Source organism: Streptomyces sp. NPDC057307, from assembly GCF_042667665.1.
Classification (GTDB): domain Bacteria; phylum Actinomycetota; class Actinomycetes; order Streptomycetales; family Streptomycetaceae; genus Streptomyces.
On record NZ_JBHUZM010000029.1, the window covers coordinates 16493 to 34743 of the forward strand.

Sequence of the window (18251 nt, forward strand, 5' to 3'; positions counted from 1 at the left end):
CTCCGTCCCCGTGCTCGTGTCCGGGTCGCTCACGCGACCGCCCCCTTCGACTCCGCGATCCGCGCGAACTCCTCCACCGTCAGCGACTCCCCCCGCGCCTGCGGCGAGACCCCCGCCGCCACCAGTGCCGTCTCCGCCGCCGGCGCCGACCCGGCCCAGCCCGCGAGCGCGGCCCGCAGCGTCTTGCGGCGCTGCGCGAAGGCCGCGTCCACGACCGCGAAGACCTCGGTACGCGACGCCGTGGTCGTGAGCGGCTTCGCGCGCCGTACGAGCGAGACGAGGCCCGAGTCGACGTTCGGCGCGGGCCAGAACACGTTACGGCCGATGGCTCCGGCGCGCTTGACCTCCGCGTACCAGTTGGCCTTCACCGACGGCACGCCGTACACCTTGTTCCCCGGCCCGGCCGCCAGCCGGTCCGCGACCTCCGCCTGGACCATGATCAGGGTGCGTTCGATCGTGGGGAAGTGCTCCAGCATATGGAGCAGGACGGGCACGGCGACGTTGTACGGGAGGTTCGCCACCAGCGCCGTGGGCGTCGGCCCCGGCAGCTCGCGTACCTGCATCGCGTCCGCGTGGACGAGCGAGAAGTGGCCGGCGCGGGCCGGCGTCCGGGCCTCGATGGTGCGCGGCAGCGCGGCGGCGAGGATGTCGTCGATCTCGACGGCCGTCACATGCTCGGCCGCCTCCAGCAGCGCCAGCGTCAGCGAGCCGAGCCCCGGGCCCACCTCCACGACGACGTCGTCCGGGCGTACACCGGCCGTGCGGACGATCCGGCGCACGGTGTTGGCGTCGATGACGAAGTTCTGCCCGCGCTGCTTGGTGGGTCGCACACCGAGGACCGCGGCCAGCTCGCGGATGTCCGCGGGGCCGAGCAGGGCGTCGGAGGCGTGGGGCGCGCCGGAGGCGTCGTCGGGGACTTCGGGGGGCTCTGTGGTGCTCACCCGTGCAGCCTACGGCCGCAGTGCGGCCACGGACTCGCCCCCCTTTGCACATAGAGCTTCTTCGCCCGGTAGGTCTGCTCGCCCGCGGAGGCGTCCTGCGGGCGGCCGCTGCCGCCGAGCGCCTGCCAGGTGCCGGTGTCGAACTGATACAGCCCGCCGTACGTCCCCGAGGGGTCGACGGCGTTCGGCCGGCCGCCCGACTCGCAGGCGGCGAGCCCGGCCCAGTTGAGGCCGTCGGCGCCCGCGACGGAGGCCGGGCGCTGCTTCGTACCGACCCTGACGTACTGGGTGACGGGCGCGCGGACGATCTGCTCGGCGATCTTGCGGGGCTTCTGCTTGACGCCGTTGACGGCGCGCACGGCGTACGTGAGGCGGCGCGTCCCCAGCTCGCCCTGGCGCGTGACGACCTCCGTGCCGGTGAGGATCGAGGGGTCCCGGACGCGTTCGGTGTCGTACGGGATGGCCTCGTCGCGGACGATCTCGTCGCGGGTGATCCGCATCACGGTGATCGTCTGGCCGTCGCGCGGGAAGCTGTCGGGCGATACGGAGGTGGTGTCCTCGCCGCGCAGGGTGAGCCGGGCGTGGGCGAGGGCCTCGTACACGGTCGCGGCGTTCGTACGGAGGGTGTGTTCACGCCCGTCGGCCATGAACGTGACGGTGCGCTCCGTCAGGACGTCGAGGGCCAGACCGCTGCGGGGGATCGCGGACGAGCGCGACACGGACAGGAGCGCGCCCTCCGCGCGTACGCCGAGCTGGCGCAGCGCGCCGTCGACGGTGTCGGCGGTCGTCCAGATCTGGCGGCGTCTGCCGTCGAGGGTGAGCATGACGGGGCGGCCGTGGCGGACAACGACCTTGTCGCCGTTGGTGAGTTCGGCGCCCCGGCCCGGGGCGACGAGGTCGTGCTCGCCGATCCGCACGCCCTCGTCGGCGAGGAGTTCGTCCACGTCGTCGGCGAAGGTGTGGAGCGTGCGCGGGGCGCCGTCGACGCTGAGTTCGACGGCCTTGTCGTTGGCGACGAACGCGGAGGTGCCGCCGGCCAGGACGGCGACGACGAGGGCCTGCGGGACGAGGCGGCGGCGGGAGCCACGGCCCGGGTCGAGGTCCGGGTCGAGGTTCGGGTCGGCGTCGGGCGTGACGGCGGACGGTGGCTGCTGCTCGTGTTGGTGCTGGTGGTGCTGGTGCTCGTGCTGGTGCGGGAGCAGCGCCTCGGTGGGGTCGAACCACGCCACGGTGGGCGCCGGTTCGGGACGGCGGTGTCCGGCACGGTGACTGCCCTGCGTACTGCTCATGACGCTCGACGCTCCACAAGTCCGGTCCGGCCCCCACGCGACCCGGCGGACACTAGCGGAGCGACGGTCACTCTCCAAAGCAGCGCGACTACACAGCGTCTCCGGGGCCGGGCCGAACCGGCCGTCTCAGTACCCGAAAGCGCGTGCGGTGTTGGCCGAAATCGCCGTCGCCATCGCGTCCTCGTCGACCCCGCGCACTTCCGCCATCGCACGCACCGTCACCGGAATCAAATACGGCGCATTGGGCCGCCCCCGGTACGGAACGGGCGTCAGAAAAGGCGCGTCCGTCTCCACCAGAACGAGTTCGAGCGGAGCGACGGCCAACGCCTCACGCAACGGGCGCGCGTTCTTGAACGTCATATTGCCGGCGAAGGACATGAAGTAGCCCGCAGCGGCGCAGATTTCGGCCATTTCCGCGTCGCCCGAATAGCAGTGGAAAACAGTCCGCTCCGGAGCGCCTTCGTCGGCGAGCACGCGCAACACGTCGGCGTGCGCTTCGCGGTCGTGGATGACGAGCGCTTTTCCGCGCCGTTTGGCGATCTCGATATGCGCGCGGAACGAGCGTTCCTGCGCGGCCATGCCGTCGGGCCCCGTACGGAAGAAGTCGAGCCCGGTCTCGCCGACGGCCTTCACGTGCGGCAGCGCGGCCAGCCGGTCGATCTCCGCGAGCGCGTCGTCCAGGGCCGCGTCCCCGCCGGCCTCGCGCACACCCTGGCGCGACCAGCCGTCGGGGTCGCCGTGCACGATGCGCGGCGCCTCGTTGGGATGCAGCGCGACCGCCGCGTGCACGGACGCGTGCGCGGCGGCGGTGTCGGCCGCCCAGCGGGACCCCTTCACGTCACAGCCCACCTGGACGACGACCGGCACTCCTACGGAGGCCGCCTTGGCGAGGGCGTCCGTGACGGTGCCGCTCTGCATGTCCAGGTGGGTGTGCGAGTCGGCGACCGGCACCCGGAGCGGTTCGGGTGCCGGTGGCGCTTCGTCGGCGCGCTTGGCGCTTGTGGCGCGTGCGGCGCTGCTCGTGCTGTTGGCGCTCTTCGGGCTCATGGGCACGATCGTACGAGGGCGGCGCCCGGTGCCCGGAGCGGGCTACTTGCGGTGGAAGGGGTGCAGGAGGTCGGAGAGGTGCCAGTGGTGGGCCGGCTTCCCCCGCGCGCCGTCGCCCACGGCCCCGATGGCCGCTCCGCCCGCCTCGTCCGTCACGGGTATCGGCTTGGTCCGCTTGGGCGCCTTCGCCTTGTGCGCCTTGGGTGCCTTCGGCTCCTTCGGCGCTCTGGGCGTCTTCGGGGCGGTCCTCTGCCGGCTCAGGGCGTGCACCGAGGACACCTGTCCCGAGCGCATGATCCGCACGACGTGGTGTCCGCAGTTGACGCAGGTCGGGCTCGACAGCGGTGAAGGCACCCGCAGTCCGTCCGCCTTGTAGACGACGAATTGCTGTCCGGAACCGTCCGTGTGGTGCTCTATGTCGTACGCCTGCTCCCAGCCGTGACCGCATCGCATGCAGCAGAACGCATATGCCTCGTGGGCGACGGCGTTGCCCGTGATCTCACTCATGCCAGCTCCTCTCCACTCGATCCAGTGGACGCCTATTCGGGCGGGAACGCATCAGCGCTGTCGATTAATGGCAGGCTCTTGGCCTCCCCATGCCGAAAGGGCCCGGCACACGGTCTGCGCTTTGCAATTCAAGATGGTCCTTTACCGTCCCGGGGGCCTGTGCGGGCAGCATTCTTTGCCGCGACCACCGCATCGAAGACTTCGCGCTTGGGCAGCCCCGCTTCCGAGGCGACGGCGGCGATGGCTTCCTTCCGCCGCTCCCCCGCCTCCTCGCGCACCAGCACCCTGCGCACCAGTTCCTCGGGGTCCGTCACCGGCGCGCGTTCCGGGGCTCCCTCGACCACGACGGTGATCTCGCCCCGTACGCCGTCGGCCGCCCACACGGCCAGCTCACCGAGGCCGCCGCGCTTCACCTCTTCGTACGTCTTGGTCAACTCGCGGCAGACGGCGGCCCGGCGCTCGGCGCCGAAGACCTCGGCCATCGCCGCGAGGGTGTCGTCCAGCCGGTGCGGCGCCTCGAAGTAGACGAGGGTGCGCCGCTCGTCGGCGGCCTCGCGGAGCTTGCCCAGCCGCTCGCCCGCCTTGCGCGGCAGGAACCCCTCGAAGCAGAAGCGGTCGACCGGCAGCCCGGAGAGTGCCAGCGCGGTCAGTACGGCGGACGGCCCCGGCACCGCGGTCACCTTGATGTCCCGCTCGACGGCCGCCGCCACGAGCCGGTAGCCGGGGTCGGAGACGGACGGCATCCCGGCGTCCGTGACGAGGAGCACGCGGGCGCCGCCGGCCAGTGCCTCGACGAGTTCCGGCGTACGGGCGCTCTCGTTGCCCTCGAAGTACGACACGACGCGGCCCGTGGTCTGCACGCCGAGCGCCTGGGTGAGCCTGCGCAGCCGCCGGGTGTCCTCGGCGGCGACGACATCCGCGGTGGCCAGCTCGGAGGCGAGGCGCGGCGGGGCGTCGGAGGTGTCGCCGATGGGGGTCCCGGCGAGGACGAGAACGCCGGTCGGGGCTGCGGGGGCCGTTCCCCGGGAGGGCACAGTAGTCACGTACGCCATCCTCGCAGGGCGGCGCGGGAGGCCGGTCCGCGGCGGACTCCGCCGAGGGGGCCGCAGCCGTGTCCAGCGACGGGTCCACCGCCGTGTCAGCCGACGCGTGCCCACGGCGCGCAGCGGCGTTCCCTACGATGGCGCGGTGACCAGTACTGCGCCAGAAGCCCTCCAGGGTCGGGACGCCGAGGACAGGCCGCCGTCATGGCCCCAGCGGCTGCGGCGGTTCGGCTATGCGCCGAGACCGGTGATCGGGCTGCGCGAGCGGCTGGTCCCGCCGTACACGGAGCCGTCCACCCGCCTGTGGACGGTGCTCGGTGTGCCGCCGCTGCACGCCGACCGGCTGGTCCGCTGGTCCGCCTGGCTCGGTCCGCTGGCGGTGGCGCTGGTCGCCGGGCTGCTGCGGTTCTGGCATCTGGGCAGCCCCAAGGCGGTGATATTCGACGAGACGTACTACGCGAAGGACTCGTGGGCGCTCGTCAAGCAGGGGTACGAGGCGAGCTGGCCCAAGGACGTCGACAAGCTGATCCTGGCCGACCCCTCGCAGGTGCCGGTGCCGACCGACCCCGGGTATGTGGTGCACCCGCCGGTGGGCAAGTGGATCATCGGGCTCGGCGAGCTGATGTTCGGCTTCGACCCGTTCGGCTGGCGCTTCATGGTGGCGGTCCTCGGCACGCTCTCCGTACTGATGCTGTGCCGTATCGGCCGCCGGCTGTTCCGTTCGACGTTCCTGGGGTGTCTGGCGGGCGGGCTGCTCGCCGTCGACGGACTGCACTTCGTGATGAGCCGCACGGCACTGCTCGACCTGGTGCTGATGTTCTTCGTGCTGGCCGCGTTCGGGTGTCTGCTGCTGGACAGGGACTGGGCGAGACGGAAGTTCGCGGCCGCGCTGCCGGTGGACGCGGAGGGGGTGCTGCGCCCGGACGACGCGGTCGCCGGGGGGCTGCGGCTCGGCTGGCGGCCGTGGCGTATCGCCGCCGGTCTGATGCTGGGCCTGGCCTTCGCGACGAAGTGGAACGGCCTCTACATCCTGGCCGCGTTCGGGCTGCTCACGGTCGTCTGGGACGTGGGCGCGCGGCGCACCGCCGGCGCCGTACGCCCGTATCTCGCCGTGCTCAGGCGTGACCTGCTGCCGGCGTTCGTGTCGACGGTCCCGGTCGCGATCGTGACGTACATCGCCTCGTGGACCGGCTGGATCGTCACCGACAAGGGCTACTTCCGGAACTGGGCCGCCACCGAGGGCCGGGGCGGGATGTGGTCCTGGCTGCCGGACTGGCTGCGCAGCCTGTGGCACTACGAGAACGAGGTCTACAGCTTCCACGTCAATCTGACCTCCGGCCACACCTACCAGTCCAACCCGTGGAGCTGGATCGTCCTGGGCCGCCCGGTGTCGTACTTCTACGAGGACCCGAGGGGCGGCACGGAGGGCTGCACGTCGGCCCCGGGGGAGAAGTGCGCCCAGGAGGTCCTGGCGATCGGCACGCCCCTGCTCTGGTGGGCGGCCTGCTTCGCGATCCTGTACGTCCTGTGGCGCTGGTTCTTCCGCCGCGACTGGCGCGCGGGCGCCATCGCCTGCGCGATCGCGGCGGGCTGGGTGCCGTGGTTCTTCTACCAGGAACGCACGATCTTCCTCTTCTACGCGGTGGTCTTCGTCCCGTTCCTCTGCCTGGCGGTGTCGATGATGATCGGCGCGATGCTGGGCCCGGCGGGCTCGGACGAGAGACGCAGGACGATCGGCGCGGTGGGGGCGGGTGTGCTGGTGCTGCTGATCGTCTGGAACTTCATCTACTTCTGGCCGATCTACACGGGGCAGACGATCCCCATCGACCAGTGGCAGGACCGGATGTGGTTCGACACCTGGGTGTGAGCGCGCCGGTACGGCGGGTTCGCGCGCCGAACCGGCAGAGCGATCGTCCCGGCGGCCGTCGTGGCGATCGTCGCGGTCCGATAACGGCCCCTTCCCTGTTCACCCACGTCCCGTAGAGTGCGAAATCATTGCTCCTTTGAACACGTTCAAACGTGGTCGGGGGCACTCCTGGGGGAGGGGATCGCGCTCATGCGCAGTGGGGCGAAAGTCGCCGTGATCGGCGGCGTGTTCATCGTGGTGGCCGGTGGGGTCGCGTACGGGGCGTACAACGTCCTCGACGGGGGCGGCGGGGGGACGACGACCCAGTCGAAGGCGACCGAGGTCAGGACCGGGCCGCTCAGCGAGGAAGAGATCAAAACCACCGCCGAGGACTTCCTCGCCGCGTGGGCCGACGGCAAGGACCCCGAACTCGCCGCCGCGTACACCAACAACGCGGCCGAGGCGAAGGACGCCGTCGCCGGCTACAGCGAGCAGGCGCACATCACCGACGCCGTGATCACTCCGGGGAAGGCGACGGGCGCGAAGGTGCCCTTCACCGTCAAGGCGACGGTGAAGTTCGAGGGGCTGAGCAAGCCCCTCTCGTACGCCTCCGAGTTGACCGTCGTCCGTGGGCTGACGAGCGGCAAGCCGCTGGTCGACTGGACGCCGACGGTCATTCATCCGAAGCTGGAGAAGAACACGCACCTGGTCACCGGTCAGGCCGCGAAGCCGCCGATCAAGGCGGTCGACCGCAACGGGACCGAGCTGACGGCGCAGAAGTACCCGTCGCTCGCGCCGGTGCTCGAACAGCTGCGGAACAAGTACGGCGAGAAGGCGGGCGGCAAGTCCGGCGTCGAGATGTGGATCCACACCGACGGCGACAACACGCCCCGCTCGATGCTGCTGACGCTCTCCAAGGGAAAGACCGGCGAGCTGAGGACGACGCTCGACGCGAAGGTGCAGGCGGCGGCCGAGCAGGCCGTGAAGAAGTACAACGAGGCGTCCGTCGCGGCGGTGAAGCCGAGCACCGGTGAGATCGTCGCTGTCGCCAACAACCGCGAGGACGGCTTCAACGCGGCGATGCTCGGCAAGCAGGCACCGGGCTCGACGATGAAGATCGTGACCGCGGCGATGCTGCTGGAGAAGGGCCTGGCCGGGGCGGGCAAGCCGGCCGAGTGCCCCAAGTCGGTGCTCTACCAAGGCACTTCGTTCCACAACCTGGACAACTTCGACATCCCGGGCGGCACATTCACCCAGAGCTTCGCCCGCTCCTGCAACACCGCCTTCATCAAGCTGATCGACGACACGAAGGACGACCACGCGCTGCCCGAGGTGGCCACGCACGTCTTCGGCCTCGGGCTGGACTGGCAGACCGGCATCGCGTCCGCGGACGGCAGCGTGCCGCAGGCGGACGGGGGCGGGGCCGCCGCGCAGTACATCGGTCAGGGCACGGTCCAGATGAACGTGCTGAACATCGCGTCCGTCACGGCCACCACGAAGGACGGCACCTTCCGCCAGCCGATCATCGTCCCGCGCGATCTGGACGACCGCCAACTGGCCGTCGCGGAGCGGCAGTTGCCGGGGTCCGTGGGCCAGCAGCTGCGCGACATGATGCGGGCGACAGCCGCGTGGGGCACCGGTCAGAAGGCGATGTCCGGGCTCGGCGGGGACAAGGGCGCGAAGACGGGATCGGCGGAGGTCGACGGGCAGGCCACGTCGAACAGTTGGTTCACCGGCTTCCAGGACGACCTGGCCGTCGCCGCGAGCGTCGAGTCCGGCGGGCACGGCGGGGACGCGGCGGGACCGGTGGTCGCGGCGGTGCTCTCGGCGGGGTGAGGCGCCCGGTGCTGTCACGGGGCGAGCGCGGTCCGTGAGGCAACTGGTACTACTGGGTGCATGCATGAAGAGACCGCGCGGTCCGCGATCGACACGTTCATCTCCGCCTTCAACGCCTCGGACGACAGCTATGTGGCCGGGCTGCTCTCCCAGGCCCTGACCTCGGACGTGGTCTTCTGGGGACCGCTGGGCCGCAGCGAGGGGATCGAGGCGGTGGAGCGGTTCGTGCTGGACATCCGGCGCCACCCGGCGGGGACCGGCACGATGGTGCGCTGCTCGGCGGTGGACGTGCCGGACGAGTGGGCCCGGTACCAGTGGGTCTTCACCACACCGGACGGCGGCCCCCGCCTGGCGGGCACGGACGTCGTCCATCTGCGGCGGAGCCTCATCGACCAAGTCATCGTGTTCGCGGGGGAGATCGAGCCGTCCGGGCCCTGACGGGATGGCTCGCCCCGGTCTTCCGCCGGACGCGTGGGTGACGGAGGATCTGCGCATGACTCAGCAAGGAATCGGCGGGGCCCGGTCGGCCGACGCGGCAACCGCCTATCTGGAGACACTCCGTGGGCGGCTCGCCGCCGACGGATGCGAGGTGACCGGGACCCTCTGGGGTGACAGCCAGGTGGTCATCGGCAGCCGGTCGGACCGCAAGGCACGGTGGTTCGGCACCAAGGTTCAGCTGTTCGTCCTGGCCGCCGCCGTGCCCGAGGCCGACGACACGTCGCTGGCGAGCTTCACCAGGTGGGCGATGGAGTACGCCGGTGACCTCCGCGGCGGCCTGCCCGGCGCCCGCAACGCACTGATGGTCCTGCCCGCCCTGATCAGCGGCAACATCCGGCCGTCCGCCTCGGACTGGGCCGCCAAGGACGCCCGGCTCGTCGGAACGACCGTGGTCGGCCGTCCCGTCACGGTCCAGACGACGGTCCCGGGGACCGGCGGCGTCACCATGTACCGGGGCGGGGTCACCTGGGGCGGAATGTTCACGGGCCACGTCCTGGAGAAGGCGTCCCTGTACTTCCCCTGACCAGCCGCCATCCGAGACCAGCCACCAGCCACCAGCCACCCACCACTCGCGCGTCCGCCGGGTACTAGGGCGTGTCCGCAAAGTAGCGCCGTCCGCCCGTAGGGCGGGGCCTGCGGCGGCTGGTGCGGTGCATCGCAAGGCGGAGGATCGGCCTCGTACTGGGCGTACTTGGTCGATTCCGACAACGCGGCGAGGTGCCGTGCCAGGCGTCGCGGGCCAGGCGAGACTTTGCGGACACGGCCTAGTCCAACGACGGTGCCCGGTAAGGGCGGAAGAACGCGCGCAGTTCCTCCGCGTACAGCTCGGGCTCCTCGAACGCGGCGAAGTGGCCGCCGCGTTCGGGCTCGGTCACGCGGGCGACGTTCGCCGTGCGGTCGAGCCACGCGCGCGGCGGGCGGACGATGTCGCCGGGGAAGAGCGAGAAGCCGGACGGCACTTCGACGCGGCGGGCGAGCTGCGCGGGCGGGATCGCCGCGTTCGCGCCGTACATGCGCATCGACGAGCCGATCGTGCCCGTGAGCCAGTAGAGCGTGACGTTCGTCAGGATCTCGTCCTTCGTGAAGCTCCGTTCGACGTGACCGTCGCAGTCGCTCCACGCCCGCATCTTCTCCACGATCCACGCGGCGAGCCCGGCCGGGGAGTCGGTGAGCCCGAAGGCGGCGGTCTGGGGCTTCGTACGGTGCATGGCGGCGTACGCGCCCTCGGTCGCGCCCCAGGCCGCGGCGTCCCTGAGCCAGGCCCGCTCCTCGGGGGCGAGGTCCGCCGGATCGCCGGTGAAGACGGGGACGCCCGCGTCGGTGCGGTGGACGGCGACGACCCGGTCGGGGTGGTCGAGCGCGAGATACCGGCTCACATGGCTGCCGATGTCCCCGCCCGCCGCGCCGAACCGCGCGTAGCCGAGAAGATCCATCAGCTCGGCCCAGAGACCGGCGACGGCGATGGAGTTGAGGGGCGGGCCGGTGGGGCGGTCGGAGTAGCCGAAGCCCGGCAGGTCGGGCACGACGACGTCGAACGCGTCGGCGGGGTCGGCGCCGTGCGCGCCGGGGTCGGTCAGGAGCGGGATGACCTTCGCGTACCGCCAGAACGAGTCCGGCCAGCCGTGGCTGAGGACGAGCGGCAGCACGGGCCCGGTGGGCGCGACGGCACGTACGTGCGCGAAGTGGATCCCGAGGCCGCCGGCGCCGCCGGTGTCGGTGCCGGTGCCGGTGCCGCCGAGTCGGGCGCGGAAGCGGGGGAAGCGGGCGAGGGCCGCCTCCAGGGCCTGCCAGTCGAACTCGTCCGCCCAGTAGGCGACCAGCTCCCGGTGGTAGTCCAGGTCGGTCCCGAGCGACCACCCGGCGTCCTCGGGCGCGTCCGGCCAGCGCGTCGCCCGCAGCCGCGCGCGGAGGTCTTCCAGCGCGGCGGGCGAGGCCCGCGCGGTGAAGGGCTCGGGACGGCGGGGCGAGGCGGGGTCCGGCATGGGCCGCATCCTACGGAGAGGTCAGGCGGGAGCGGGGCGGGGCACACCGGGCGGCCGCTGCTGTCAACGTTGGGAGGACGGTCCTCGCCCGCCCCGGCGCCCCCCGGCGCCGGGGCGACGGCGGGCCCCGGCACTCAGTCCAGGCAGAACTCGTTGCCCTCCGGGTCCTGCATCACGATGTAGCCGGTGCTCAGCGGCGGAGCGGGCTCGTCGCGGCGTACGCGCGTCCCTCCGAGGGCGACCAGGCGGTCGCACTCGGCCTCCAGCGCCGCCATCCGCTCCTCCCCCGCCAGCCCGGGAGCCGCGCGGACGTCGAGGTGGACACGGTTCTTCGCGACCTTGTCCTCCGGCACCTGCTGGAAGAACAGCCGGGGGCCCTGCCCGTCCGGGTCCTCCAGGGCCGACTTCGTGTTGCGTTCCCCCTCCGGTACGCCGATCCGCGCCAGGAAGTCGTCCCACGCGGCCAACGGGTCGGCGCCCTCGGGCAGGTCGACGCCGGGCGGGCCGGGGTGGACGTAGCCCAGGACGTCGCGCCAGAAGGTCGACAGCGCGGCGGGGTCGTGGGCGTCGAAGGTGATCTGCACGTGGCGGCTCATCGGGTGGCTCCATTCGTGGCGGGATTCGCGTTCATGGCGGGGTTCGTATGTGCGTAGAGGTCCCGCAGCAGGCAGACCTCGGACAGATGGTGGATCAGCTCACGGTGGATGTGCAGCACCAGATCCGCCATCGGGGCATCCGGGTACGGCTCCTTCGCACCGACCGGGACCCGGAGCGCCGCGTCGTCCAGCCCGGACACCCCGGCGAGCCAGTTGTCGAGCTGGGTCCGTAGCTGGTCGAGCGCGGTGGCCGCGCCGTCGGCGTACACCCAGGTCTCACGCGACCCCACCGCCGCGCCGAAGTGCACCGCGTTGCGCGCGGCGAGTACGTCCACGATGACGTGATCCAGCCGCCAGGCGATGGTGGTGAAGTCCGCCGGGCCGGGGCCGGGGAAGCCGTGCCGGCTCCAGGCGCCCGGCACCGGCGACCAGAAGTACTCGTCGTCGGTGAGCCCGTCGAGCCGGGCCCGGAGCTGATGGTTCCAGTGGAACTCCCACTGCTCGCGCAGCGTCCGGTTCCAGTCGAGTTCGTCCGCGTTCATGCGCCCACCGTGGCACCCCTGGCGGACAGGATCGGTCCGCCATCTCTGTCAGGCTGGGCACCATGGACAGGGCGAGCGGGACCGCCGAGCGGGGTACGACGGAGCGGGTGCTGACGCTGCTCGGGCTGCTGCAGCAGCGCCGGCTCTGGACCGGTCCGGAGCTGGCCGGCCGGCTCGGGGTGACGTCGCGCACCGTACGGCGCGACGTCGAGCGGCTGCGCGCGCTCGGCTATCCGGTGCACGCCGGTCAGGGGGTCGGCGGCGGCTACCAGCTCGGCCCCGGGCAGGAACTGCCGCCGCTGCTGCTGGACGACGAGGAGGCCATCGCCGTCACCGTCTCGCTGCTCGCGGGCGCGGACGGCGGCAGTGGTGCGAGTGACGCGGCGCTCCGCGCGCTGACCAAGCTCGACCAGGTGCTGCCCACCCGGCTCCGGCACGAGGTGCGCGCGCTCTCCGGCTCGGTCGCGTTCTTCGGCAGGGGCCGCCCGCCGATCAACCCGGACGTGCTCATGACCCTGGCCAGAGCCTGCCGCGACGAGGTCGAGGCCGGCTTCGACTACCCCTCCGGGAGCGAGGTACGGCGGCGGCGGGCCGAGCCCTACCGTCTGGTCGCCTCCGACCGGCGCTGGTACCTCCTCGCCTACGACCTCGATCGCGACGACTGGCGCACCTTCCGCGTCGACCGGATGACCGCCGTGTCCGCGCGGACCTGGCGCTTCCGCCCGCGCGAGGCGCCCGACGCGGCGGCGTACGTGCAGGAGGGGGTGGCGAGCCGCGTCTATCCGCACCGGGCGCGCTTCCTCGTGCACGCGCCGGCCGACACGGTGCGCGAACAGGTCTCGGCGTCGGCCGCCGTCGTACGGCCGCGCGGGGACGACCGCTGCGAAGTGCTCAGCGGCGGCGGCGACCTCGACTTCATCCTCATGCATGTCCTGCTGCTGGGGCACGACTTCGAGGTACTCGATCCCGAGGAGCTGGCGGGGCGCGCCCGCGCGCTGGCGGAGAGGCTGCGGTCGGCCGGCGCACCTCGCTGAAACGCTTTCGCGCCCGCCCGTCGAAACGCGTTCGCACTCGCCGTCCCCCTGGCGCTAGCGTGCCCGCCATGAGCAACCCCGGCGGCACGCCTGACACCCCGGCCCATCCTCGCTTCGTCGAGGCCCTGCGCGAACTGGGCCTGGACGACCTGACCGGCCAGGTCCGCACCTTCCCGGACGCCACCCGTACGGCGGCCGAGGCCGCCGCCGCCATCGGCTGCGGGCTCAGCGAGATCGTCAAGTCGCTGATCTTCGAGGCCGACGGTGTCCCGGTCCTGGTGCTGATGGACGGCGCGTCGCGCGTCGATGTGGAGCGCGTACGGGAGGAGTTGGGCGCCGGGGCGGTCAAGCGGGCGCGCGCCGATCTCGTACGGGAGACCACCGGGTACGCGATCGGCGGTGTACCGCCCTTCGGCCACCGCACCCGGACGCGCGTCCTCGCCGACCGGGGGCTGCTCGACCACGCCGTGGTGTGGGCCGCGGCCGGCACGCCGCACACGGTGTTCCCGATGGACCCCAAGAGCCTGGTCTCGTACGCCGGCGGCACCCTGGTGGATGTCCGCGAGCGCACGGCGTGACGCCGGGCGTCGCCGCCGCCGTCCTCCTGGCGGCCGTCACGCACGCCACCTGGAACGCGATCGCGCACACCATCAAGGACCAGTTGGTCGCCTTCACCCTGATCGCGGGCGGCGGCACCGTACTCGGCGCGGTCGCCGTCTGCTTCGCACCCTTCCCGGCCGCCGGCGCGTGGCCGTATCTGATCGCCTCGGCGGTGCTGCACGTCGGCTACCAGGTGCTGCTGATGCGGTCGTTCAGCCTCGGCGACTTCGGCCAGATGTATCCGATCGCGCGCGGCACGGCGCCCCTGCTGGTGACCGTCCTGGCCGCGGTCTTCGTCGGCGAGTCGCTGGACCGCTGGCAGGCGACGGGCGTGGCCGTCGCGTCGGCGGGGCTCGTCGGCGTCGCCCTGTGGGGCATGCGGAGCGCGGAGACGAAGCCGCAGTGGCCCGCGCTGCTGGCCGCGCTCGCGACGGGCGTGTCGATCGCCGCGTACACCGTCGTGGACGGGGTGGGCGTACGCGAATCGGGCACGCCCCTCGGCTACATCGGCTGGCTGATGATCCTCCAGGGTTCACTGATCCCGCTGTACGCGCTCTACGCGCGCCGCGCGGGGCTGTTCGCCGCGCTGCGTCCCCATCTGCGGCTCGGCCTGCTCGGCGCGGCGCTGTCCGTCGGGGCGTACGCCCTGGTGCTGTGGGCCCAGACGCGCGCGGCACTCGCGCCGATCGCCGCGCTGCGGGAGTCGTCGATCATCGTGGGGGCGGCGATAGGCGCCGTGTTCTTCAAGGAACGGTTCGGCACGCCGCGCATCGCGGCCGCCGGGCTGATGGTGGTCGGCATCGGCCTGATGCTGCACACGAGTTGAGGGTCGTGACTGGTGTGGACCGCGAGGGCTCGGCGACACAGCGGATGTCGGCGCCCTGCTGCGAGTGGGCGCCTCGGTACAGACGCACGACGCCGTGGGCGCGACGCCTCCTTACGTGACGTCCGTCTACGGCGACATCGACTGGTCGCGCCATGTCCGACCTCGACAAGGATTTAATCTTGCGCATCGAGGCCGCGCACGCATGCCGCTCATCCGACGACACATCGCGACTGCTCAAGGACGCGTTCAAGGCGCCGCACTACACACACGGCAATCGGCTGCTGCCTGAGGTGAGAGCATAGGTAAGTCGTGGCTGGGTGGTCGACTTCACGGCTACGGAGCCACTTTCGGCGCGACCCCAAAACCGCTCCACCAACCTCTCGGATCTCGATCCGCGGTAAAAATGAGCCAGCCCCCTAAGGGTGACCGCGCAACGATGCCGGAAGAGTGCACGCCCACTTCAAAAGTTGCGCAGACATCTGCGAAACCGTTAGCGCAGGCGAGGTATATCAGTTGCGGGATGACTCTCCATCCAAGTTGCTTGCCGACCACCACCTGTCGCACTGACTCCGAGAAAACAATGTTGGAACTGCGGGGGGCTCGTCTTTCTTATGAGGAGCCCTTCTCAGAAACACTCCACCAGGGCCACATAGGTCAGACAGCATGCATAACCCTAAGGCATCGCGACTGCGGCACACCCACCGAAGAAGATGTGGCCACATCTAGCCGACCATCAATCCTCAACGAGACGAAAATAGGGCGTCTAATTTGAGTTCAGAAGTTGCGAGAAATGTGGGAGAGGAATTCGTCTGTTTCCATTTCGCGCGTTGATGCACCAACCCTCAAGAAGAACCTGTTCTTGTATGAAATGGGTTTACCGAGCGATCTAGGCTTCATGATCCAAAGGACCTTTCCGTCACAGACGAGTGGGCTAAAGCTGTGCACAAGGTCAGCAGAGAAATCAGGGTCAACTTGGGCGGACTTGATCCTTTCCTGCCACTTGAGCCACCAAGAGTCGATGTCGTGACCCAGGTGAGAAATCTGCTCCTCGGTACCCACTACGTGCTGCCCGTGAATTTCGACCGAGGTCACGCCGAAGAGTTCTGTCAATCGGTGCGCCGCCGATTTCTTGTCTGCAACCCCGATCAGAATTAGACCAGTTGCGTCGCGACTCCAGTTTGCAATACCAACTGCGGTCTGCATTACTTCGTCAAATAGATCCACATTCTCGGTGGGCGGGTTCGAGAGTTCACAGAATCCTTGCTTAAGCTCAATGAGGGGATCCTCGTTAACCGGGCCCTGCAGGTAGCTCTCGATTAGCATGCGCGCATTGAGTTGCTTGGCAACACTTTTGGGTTCGGGATTAAAGAATGCCTTCTTGATGCGACGCTTTACCTGCGGGTATAGCTTGGCCTTCTCATCCTTACCCCACGCACTTCCGCCGGTCGGAATGGCAAGGTCACGACCCCAAAAATTGTCCAAGACATTGCGAATCGCCTCCATTGAGAGAGGCTGCATCTCATCAACGAAAGTGAGCTCATAAAGAACAGAAAAGACTGCCTGAAACTGCCGTCGCGTGCCCTTCTCATAGGTCTCCAGATGGACCATGTGGCGGCCAAGTGGGCCGTGGTCAAGCATAGCTTCATCCAGCAGCTCGATTACCGAGACGATTCGTTGCTGCAGGTTTTCAATTCCAACAGTCATGATAGCCGCGTTAACTACATCCGGGGAAGCTGACCTGATTTTCCGTGGCAATCCGTAAGCCACGTCTCGATTCTGCCACCCACTCGTAGGCCACGGACTAAGAACGGCATCGAGAATCAGGTCCAATACCATTTCTTCATCACCGGACGAGCGAATGTCATCTGCGCCAATAATGTTGTGTCGCGTCCAGAAGATGCGGTCGAGATCTAGGCCATATTCAAGATCTTTCCGCGAGATGGAGAGCTTTTCCATCTCGCTGAGGGTAAGAGCTTCAGCGAAAGTTCCGTCGCCTCGAATAGTGGCGCTAGTACGTCGCACCACATCTGATAGCGGCCCTGTTACACCTGCCTGCCGAATCTCGTGCAGACTCAAGCGCCGGCCGCCACTATTGATTCGACGGAAAACCTCGTCGATCGATGAGGTTGCCGCATCGCGATAGGTCGATACAGGGATTTGATAGTTGGCAATCTCCAAAGATGTCTCACGAGACATTACCGGCTCTTTCTGGGCAAGCTCTCTAGAGTGGAGCTTGGCCAAGGTGTCACCCGTTGTGGCCAAATCAAAGTATTCTCCATTATAAGGGTATTTATTTTCCATGAAAGAGAAGAACGCTTCGAGACGCTGAAGCCCATCGATCAGCTCGAAAATTTCCAGTCCACCTTTTCTTCTCTGAGCGAGGAGAATTAGCGGGATCGGCAGCTTGTTGACGGCTGAGTCGATGAGTTTCTCCTTCTCGTCGCGTGTCCAGACGAGCTTTCGCTGATAGCGGCGGTCGACAAGGAGTTTATTCTTGTAGTACTGGTTGTAAAGCTGATGGAGGTTCTGTCCTTGGACGGATAGCTCTGAACTCTGCATGTGTATCACCGTAGTCGACGTACTGGGGATTGGTCTCGTAGATTACAGAAATGGGTCAGGCCAAAGTACGGCGGTGCGTGCCTTGCGTGCTGCATACTGACGTCGATCAAGAAACGCACTGTCGGATACGGTTCGTACGAGCTCGCGGCGCAGTCGGTCGCGTGAACGTTCACGTACTTCTATGCGCTCTCCGTCGACACCAAGGTGGCGCATCCGCCGAACCAGCACATAGCAGCCGCATGTTGCGCTCTCATTGATTAGCGGTGTGACCTGACCGTCGTTGATCAACGCGGCATGGGGCGGCTCATCGACCCCCGATGATGGGGCACGGCTGCCGACGAACGCCCCGTACTCCTACGGAGTCTGCCAACTCAAGCTGTGATGCTCCGTAGCCGTGACCATCAGGTCCCACTCCGGGTGGTCGAAACTGAACCTCTCCAGGTCGACCAGGATCACCCGGTCATCACGATCCACCATGAGGTTCTGCACGTGAGCATCCCCGTGCACGGACCCCTTCCGCGACTCGAAGCGCAACTCCGCAACCCGGCCACGGAGTTCACGCGCGCGCTTACGCAGGAACGCGCGGTCGTCCTCCGGTATGCCGGTCGCCGCGTTGATGCGTCGGTCTGTCCGGTCCAGCACCGGGTACGGAGGGAGACTCAGGGAAGCAGGGAGGGTGAGCGAGTGGAGATCCCGGAGGATCGCTCCCAACTCGCCATACTTCGGCCTACGGTCACTCTCCTCGATCAAGCGCCAGAAAGTGACCGGGTGACCATCGACAACAACCGGTTGCTCCAAATCATCCAGAACCCGCGTCGCTGGAAAGCCCTCACCGGCCAGCCAACGGGACACAGCGACCTCACCCCGGGCCGATTCCAGATACTCGGTCGACCGAGCGATCCGAACCACCACCGGGTGCGCCTCCAGACGGAACAGAGCATTCTCACCCAGGCGGATCAGACGGGCCCCCTCACCGTCGAGCCCCGCCCGCCGGCATGCCGCAGCCACCACCCTCGTAGCGACAGCCGAAGTGAACCCTTCCCCCGCGCTCCGCTCAGCACCAGACGGCATGCCCCACCAACTCCCTCAGCTAATGCCGGCCTGT

16 protein-coding genes and 1 pseudogene are annotated in these 18251 nt (G+C 69.1%); 7 read left to right on the plus strand and 10 right to left on the minus strand.

Annotated elements, in window-relative coordinates; all coding sequences use genetic code 11:
* Nucleotides 1-29: 29 nt before the first annotated feature.
* From rsmA to rsmI, 5 genes and pseudogenes are all read right to left on the minus strand, one after another.
* Nucleotides 30-941 (minus strand): 16S rRNA (adenine(1518)-N(6)/adenine(1519)-N(6))-dimethyltransferase RsmA, encoded by a 912-nt coding sequence (gene rsmA, locus ACFUN8_RS13825; protein ID WP_383635676.1) that lies wholly within the window; start codon nucleotides 939-941, stop codon nucleotides 30-32.
* Nucleotides 938-2267: pseudogene (locus ACFUN8_RS13830) on the minus strand (ubiquitin-like domain-containing protein). Before ACFUN8_RS13830 ends, rsmA begins: the two are co-directional and overlap by 4 nt.
* An 89-nt stretch (nucleotides 2268-2356) precedes the next feature.
* Nucleotides 2357-3277 carry a TatD family hydrolase gene (locus ACFUN8_RS13835; protein ID WP_383635679.1) on the minus strand — a complete coding sequence of 307 codons (921 nt, stop codon included), beginning with the start codon at nucleotides 3275-3277 and terminating at the stop codon, nucleotides 2357-2359.
* Nucleotides 3278-3319: 42 nt separating this feature from the next.
* A complete protein-coding gene (locus tag ACFUN8_RS13840; RefSeq protein ID WP_383635682.1) occupies nucleotides 3320-3784 on the minus strand; it encodes a hypothetical protein in 465 nt (154 codons plus the stop codon).
* A 128-nt stretch (nucleotides 3785-3912) separates the two neighbouring features.
* Nucleotides 3913-4827 (minus strand): 16S rRNA (cytidine(1402)-2'-O)-methyltransferase, encoded by a 915-nt coding sequence (rsmI, locus tag ACFUN8_RS13845; RefSeq protein ID WP_383635685.1) that lies wholly within the window; start codon nucleotides 4825-4827, stop codon nucleotides 3913-3915.
* Between the two features lie 145 nt (nucleotides 4828-4972).
* On the opposite strand from rsmI, the gene ACFUN8_RS13850 reads away from it, so the two are divergent.
* From ACFUN8_RS13850 to ACFUN8_RS13865, 4 genes are all read left to right on the plus strand, one after another.
* Nucleotides 4973-6694: a dolichyl-phosphate-mannose--protein mannosyltransferase gene (locus ACFUN8_RS13850; protein WP_383635688.1), complete on the plus strand. Its 1722-nt coding sequence runs from the start codon at nucleotides 4973-4975 to the stop codon at nucleotides 6692-6694.
* A gap of 189 nt (nucleotides 6695-6883) precedes the next feature.
* Nucleotides 6884-8509: a penicillin-binding transpeptidase domain-containing protein gene (locus ACFUN8_RS13855; RefSeq protein WP_383635691.1), complete on the plus strand. Its 1626-nt coding sequence runs from the start codon at nucleotides 6884-6886 to the stop codon at nucleotides 8507-8509.
* A gap of 60 nt (nucleotides 8510-8569) precedes the next feature.
* Nucleotides 8570-8947, plus strand: coding sequence for a nuclear transport factor 2 family protein (locus tag ACFUN8_RS13860; protein WP_383635694.1), 378 nt, complete (start codon nucleotides 8570-8572; stop codon nucleotides 8945-8947).
* A 55-nt stretch (nucleotides 8948-9002) separates the two neighbouring features.
* The gene (locus ACFUN8_RS13865; protein WP_383635697.1) at nucleotides 9003-9530 is read left to right on the plus strand and encodes a hypothetical protein; all 528 of its coding nucleotides are present in this window, start codon (nucleotides 9003-9005) and stop codon (nucleotides 9528-9530) included.
* A 241-nt stretch (nucleotides 9531-9771) separates the two neighbouring features.
* Here the strand turns inward: ACFUN8_RS13865 and ACFUN8_RS13870 are convergent, their stop codons facing one another.
* The 3 genes from ACFUN8_RS13870 to ACFUN8_RS13880 form a co-directional block, all read right to left on the minus strand.
* Nucleotides 9772-10989 carry an epoxide hydrolase family protein gene (locus ACFUN8_RS13870; protein WP_383635700.1) on the minus strand — a complete coding sequence of 406 codons (1218 nt, stop codon included), beginning with the start codon at nucleotides 10987-10989 and terminating at the stop codon, nucleotides 9772-9774.
* A 134-nt stretch (nucleotides 10990-11123) separates the two neighbouring features.
* Entirely contained in the window at nucleotides 11124-11585 is a 462-nt protein-coding gene (locus tag ACFUN8_RS13875) for a VOC family protein (protein WP_383635703.1), read from the minus strand.
* Complete coding sequence (locus ACFUN8_RS13880) at nucleotides 11582-12127, minus strand: DinB family protein (RefSeq protein ID WP_383635705.1); 546 nt, start codon at nucleotides 12125-12127, stop codon at nucleotides 11582-11584. Before ACFUN8_RS13880 ends, ACFUN8_RS13875 begins: the two co-directional genes overlap by 4 nt.
* A gap of 62 nt (nucleotides 12128-12189) precedes the next feature.
* On the opposite strand from ACFUN8_RS13880, the gene ACFUN8_RS13885 reads away from it, so the two are divergent.
* From ACFUN8_RS13885 to ACFUN8_RS13895, 3 genes are all read left to right on the plus strand, one after another.
* The gene (locus ACFUN8_RS13885) at nucleotides 12190-13161 is read left to right on the plus strand and encodes a helix-turn-helix transcriptional regulator (RefSeq protein ID WP_383635709.1); all 972 of its coding nucleotides are present in this window, start codon (nucleotides 12190-12192) and stop codon (nucleotides 13159-13161) included.
* A 68-nt stretch (nucleotides 13162-13229) separates the two neighbouring features.
* On the plus strand, nucleotides 13230-13739 hold the full coding sequence (locus tag ACFUN8_RS13890) for a YbaK/EbsC family protein (protein WP_383635712.1): 510 nt from the start codon (nucleotides 13230-13232) through the stop codon (nucleotides 13737-13739).
* Nucleotides 13736-14587, plus strand: coding sequence for an EamA family transporter (locus ACFUN8_RS13895; RefSeq protein ID WP_383635715.1), 852 nt, complete (start codon nucleotides 13736-13738; stop codon nucleotides 14585-14587). The genes ACFUN8_RS13890 and ACFUN8_RS13895 overlap by 4 nt, the downstream gene beginning before the upstream one ends.
* Before the next feature lie 774 nt (nucleotides 14588-15361).
* Here the strand turns inward: ACFUN8_RS13895 and ACFUN8_RS13900 are convergent.
* Nucleotides 15362-17146, minus strand: a complete 1785-nt coding sequence (locus tag ACFUN8_RS13900) for a DUF262 domain-containing protein (RefSeq protein ID WP_383635718.1) — start codon at nucleotides 17144-17146, stop codon at nucleotides 15362-15364.
* A 354-nt stretch (nucleotides 17147-17500) separates the two neighbouring features.
* A complete protein-coding gene (locus ACFUN8_RS13905; RefSeq protein ID WP_383635721.1) occupies nucleotides 17501-18157 on the minus strand; it encodes an aminoglycoside phosphotransferase family protein in 657 nt (218 codons plus the stop codon).
* Nucleotides 18158-18251: the final 94 nt, after the last annotated feature.

Coding starts and splice junctions, on each gene's coding strand:
- ACFUN8_RS13835 (WP_383635679.1), bottom strand. CDS start 3,277: ATGAGCCCGAAGAGCGCCAACAGCACGAGCAGCGCCGCACGCGCCACA.
- ACFUN8_RS13840 (WP_383635682.1), bottom strand. CDS start 3,784: ATGAGTGAGATCACGGGCAACGCCGTCGCCCACGAGGCATATGCGTTC.
- ACFUN8_RS13855 (WP_383635691.1), top strand. CDS start 6,884: ATGCGCAGTGGGGCGAAAGTCGCCGTGATCGGCGGCGTGTTCATCGTG.
- ACFUN8_RS13860 (WP_383635694.1), top strand. CDS start 8,570: ATGCATGAAGAGACCGCGCGGTCCGCGATCGACACGTTCATCTCCGCC.
- ACFUN8_RS13865 (WP_383635697.1), top strand. CDS start 9,003: ATGACTCAGCAAGGAATCGGCGGGGCCCGGTCGGCCGACGCGGCAACC.
- ACFUN8_RS13870 (WP_383635700.1), bottom strand. CDS start 10,989: ATGCCGGACCCCGCCTCGCCCCGCCGTCCCGAGCCCTTCACCGCGCGG.
- ACFUN8_RS13875 (WP_383635703.1), bottom strand. CDS start 11,585: ATGAGCCGCCACGTGCAGATCACCTTCGACGCCCACGACCCCGCCGCG.
- ACFUN8_RS13880 (WP_383635705.1), bottom strand. CDS start 12,127: ATGAACGCGGACGAACTCGACTGGAACCGGACGCTGCGCGAGCAGTGG.
- ACFUN8_RS13885 (WP_383635709.1), top strand. CDS start 12,190: ATGGACAGGGCGAGCGGGACCGCCGAGCGGGGTACGACGGAGCGGGTG.
- ACFUN8_RS13890 (WP_383635712.1), top strand. CDS start 13,230: ATGAGCAACCCCGGCGGCACGCCTGACACCCCGGCCCATCCTCGCTTC.
- ACFUN8_RS13900 (WP_383635718.1), bottom strand. CDS start 17,146: ATGCAGAGTTCAGAGCTATCCGTCCAAGGACAGAACCTCCATCAGCTT.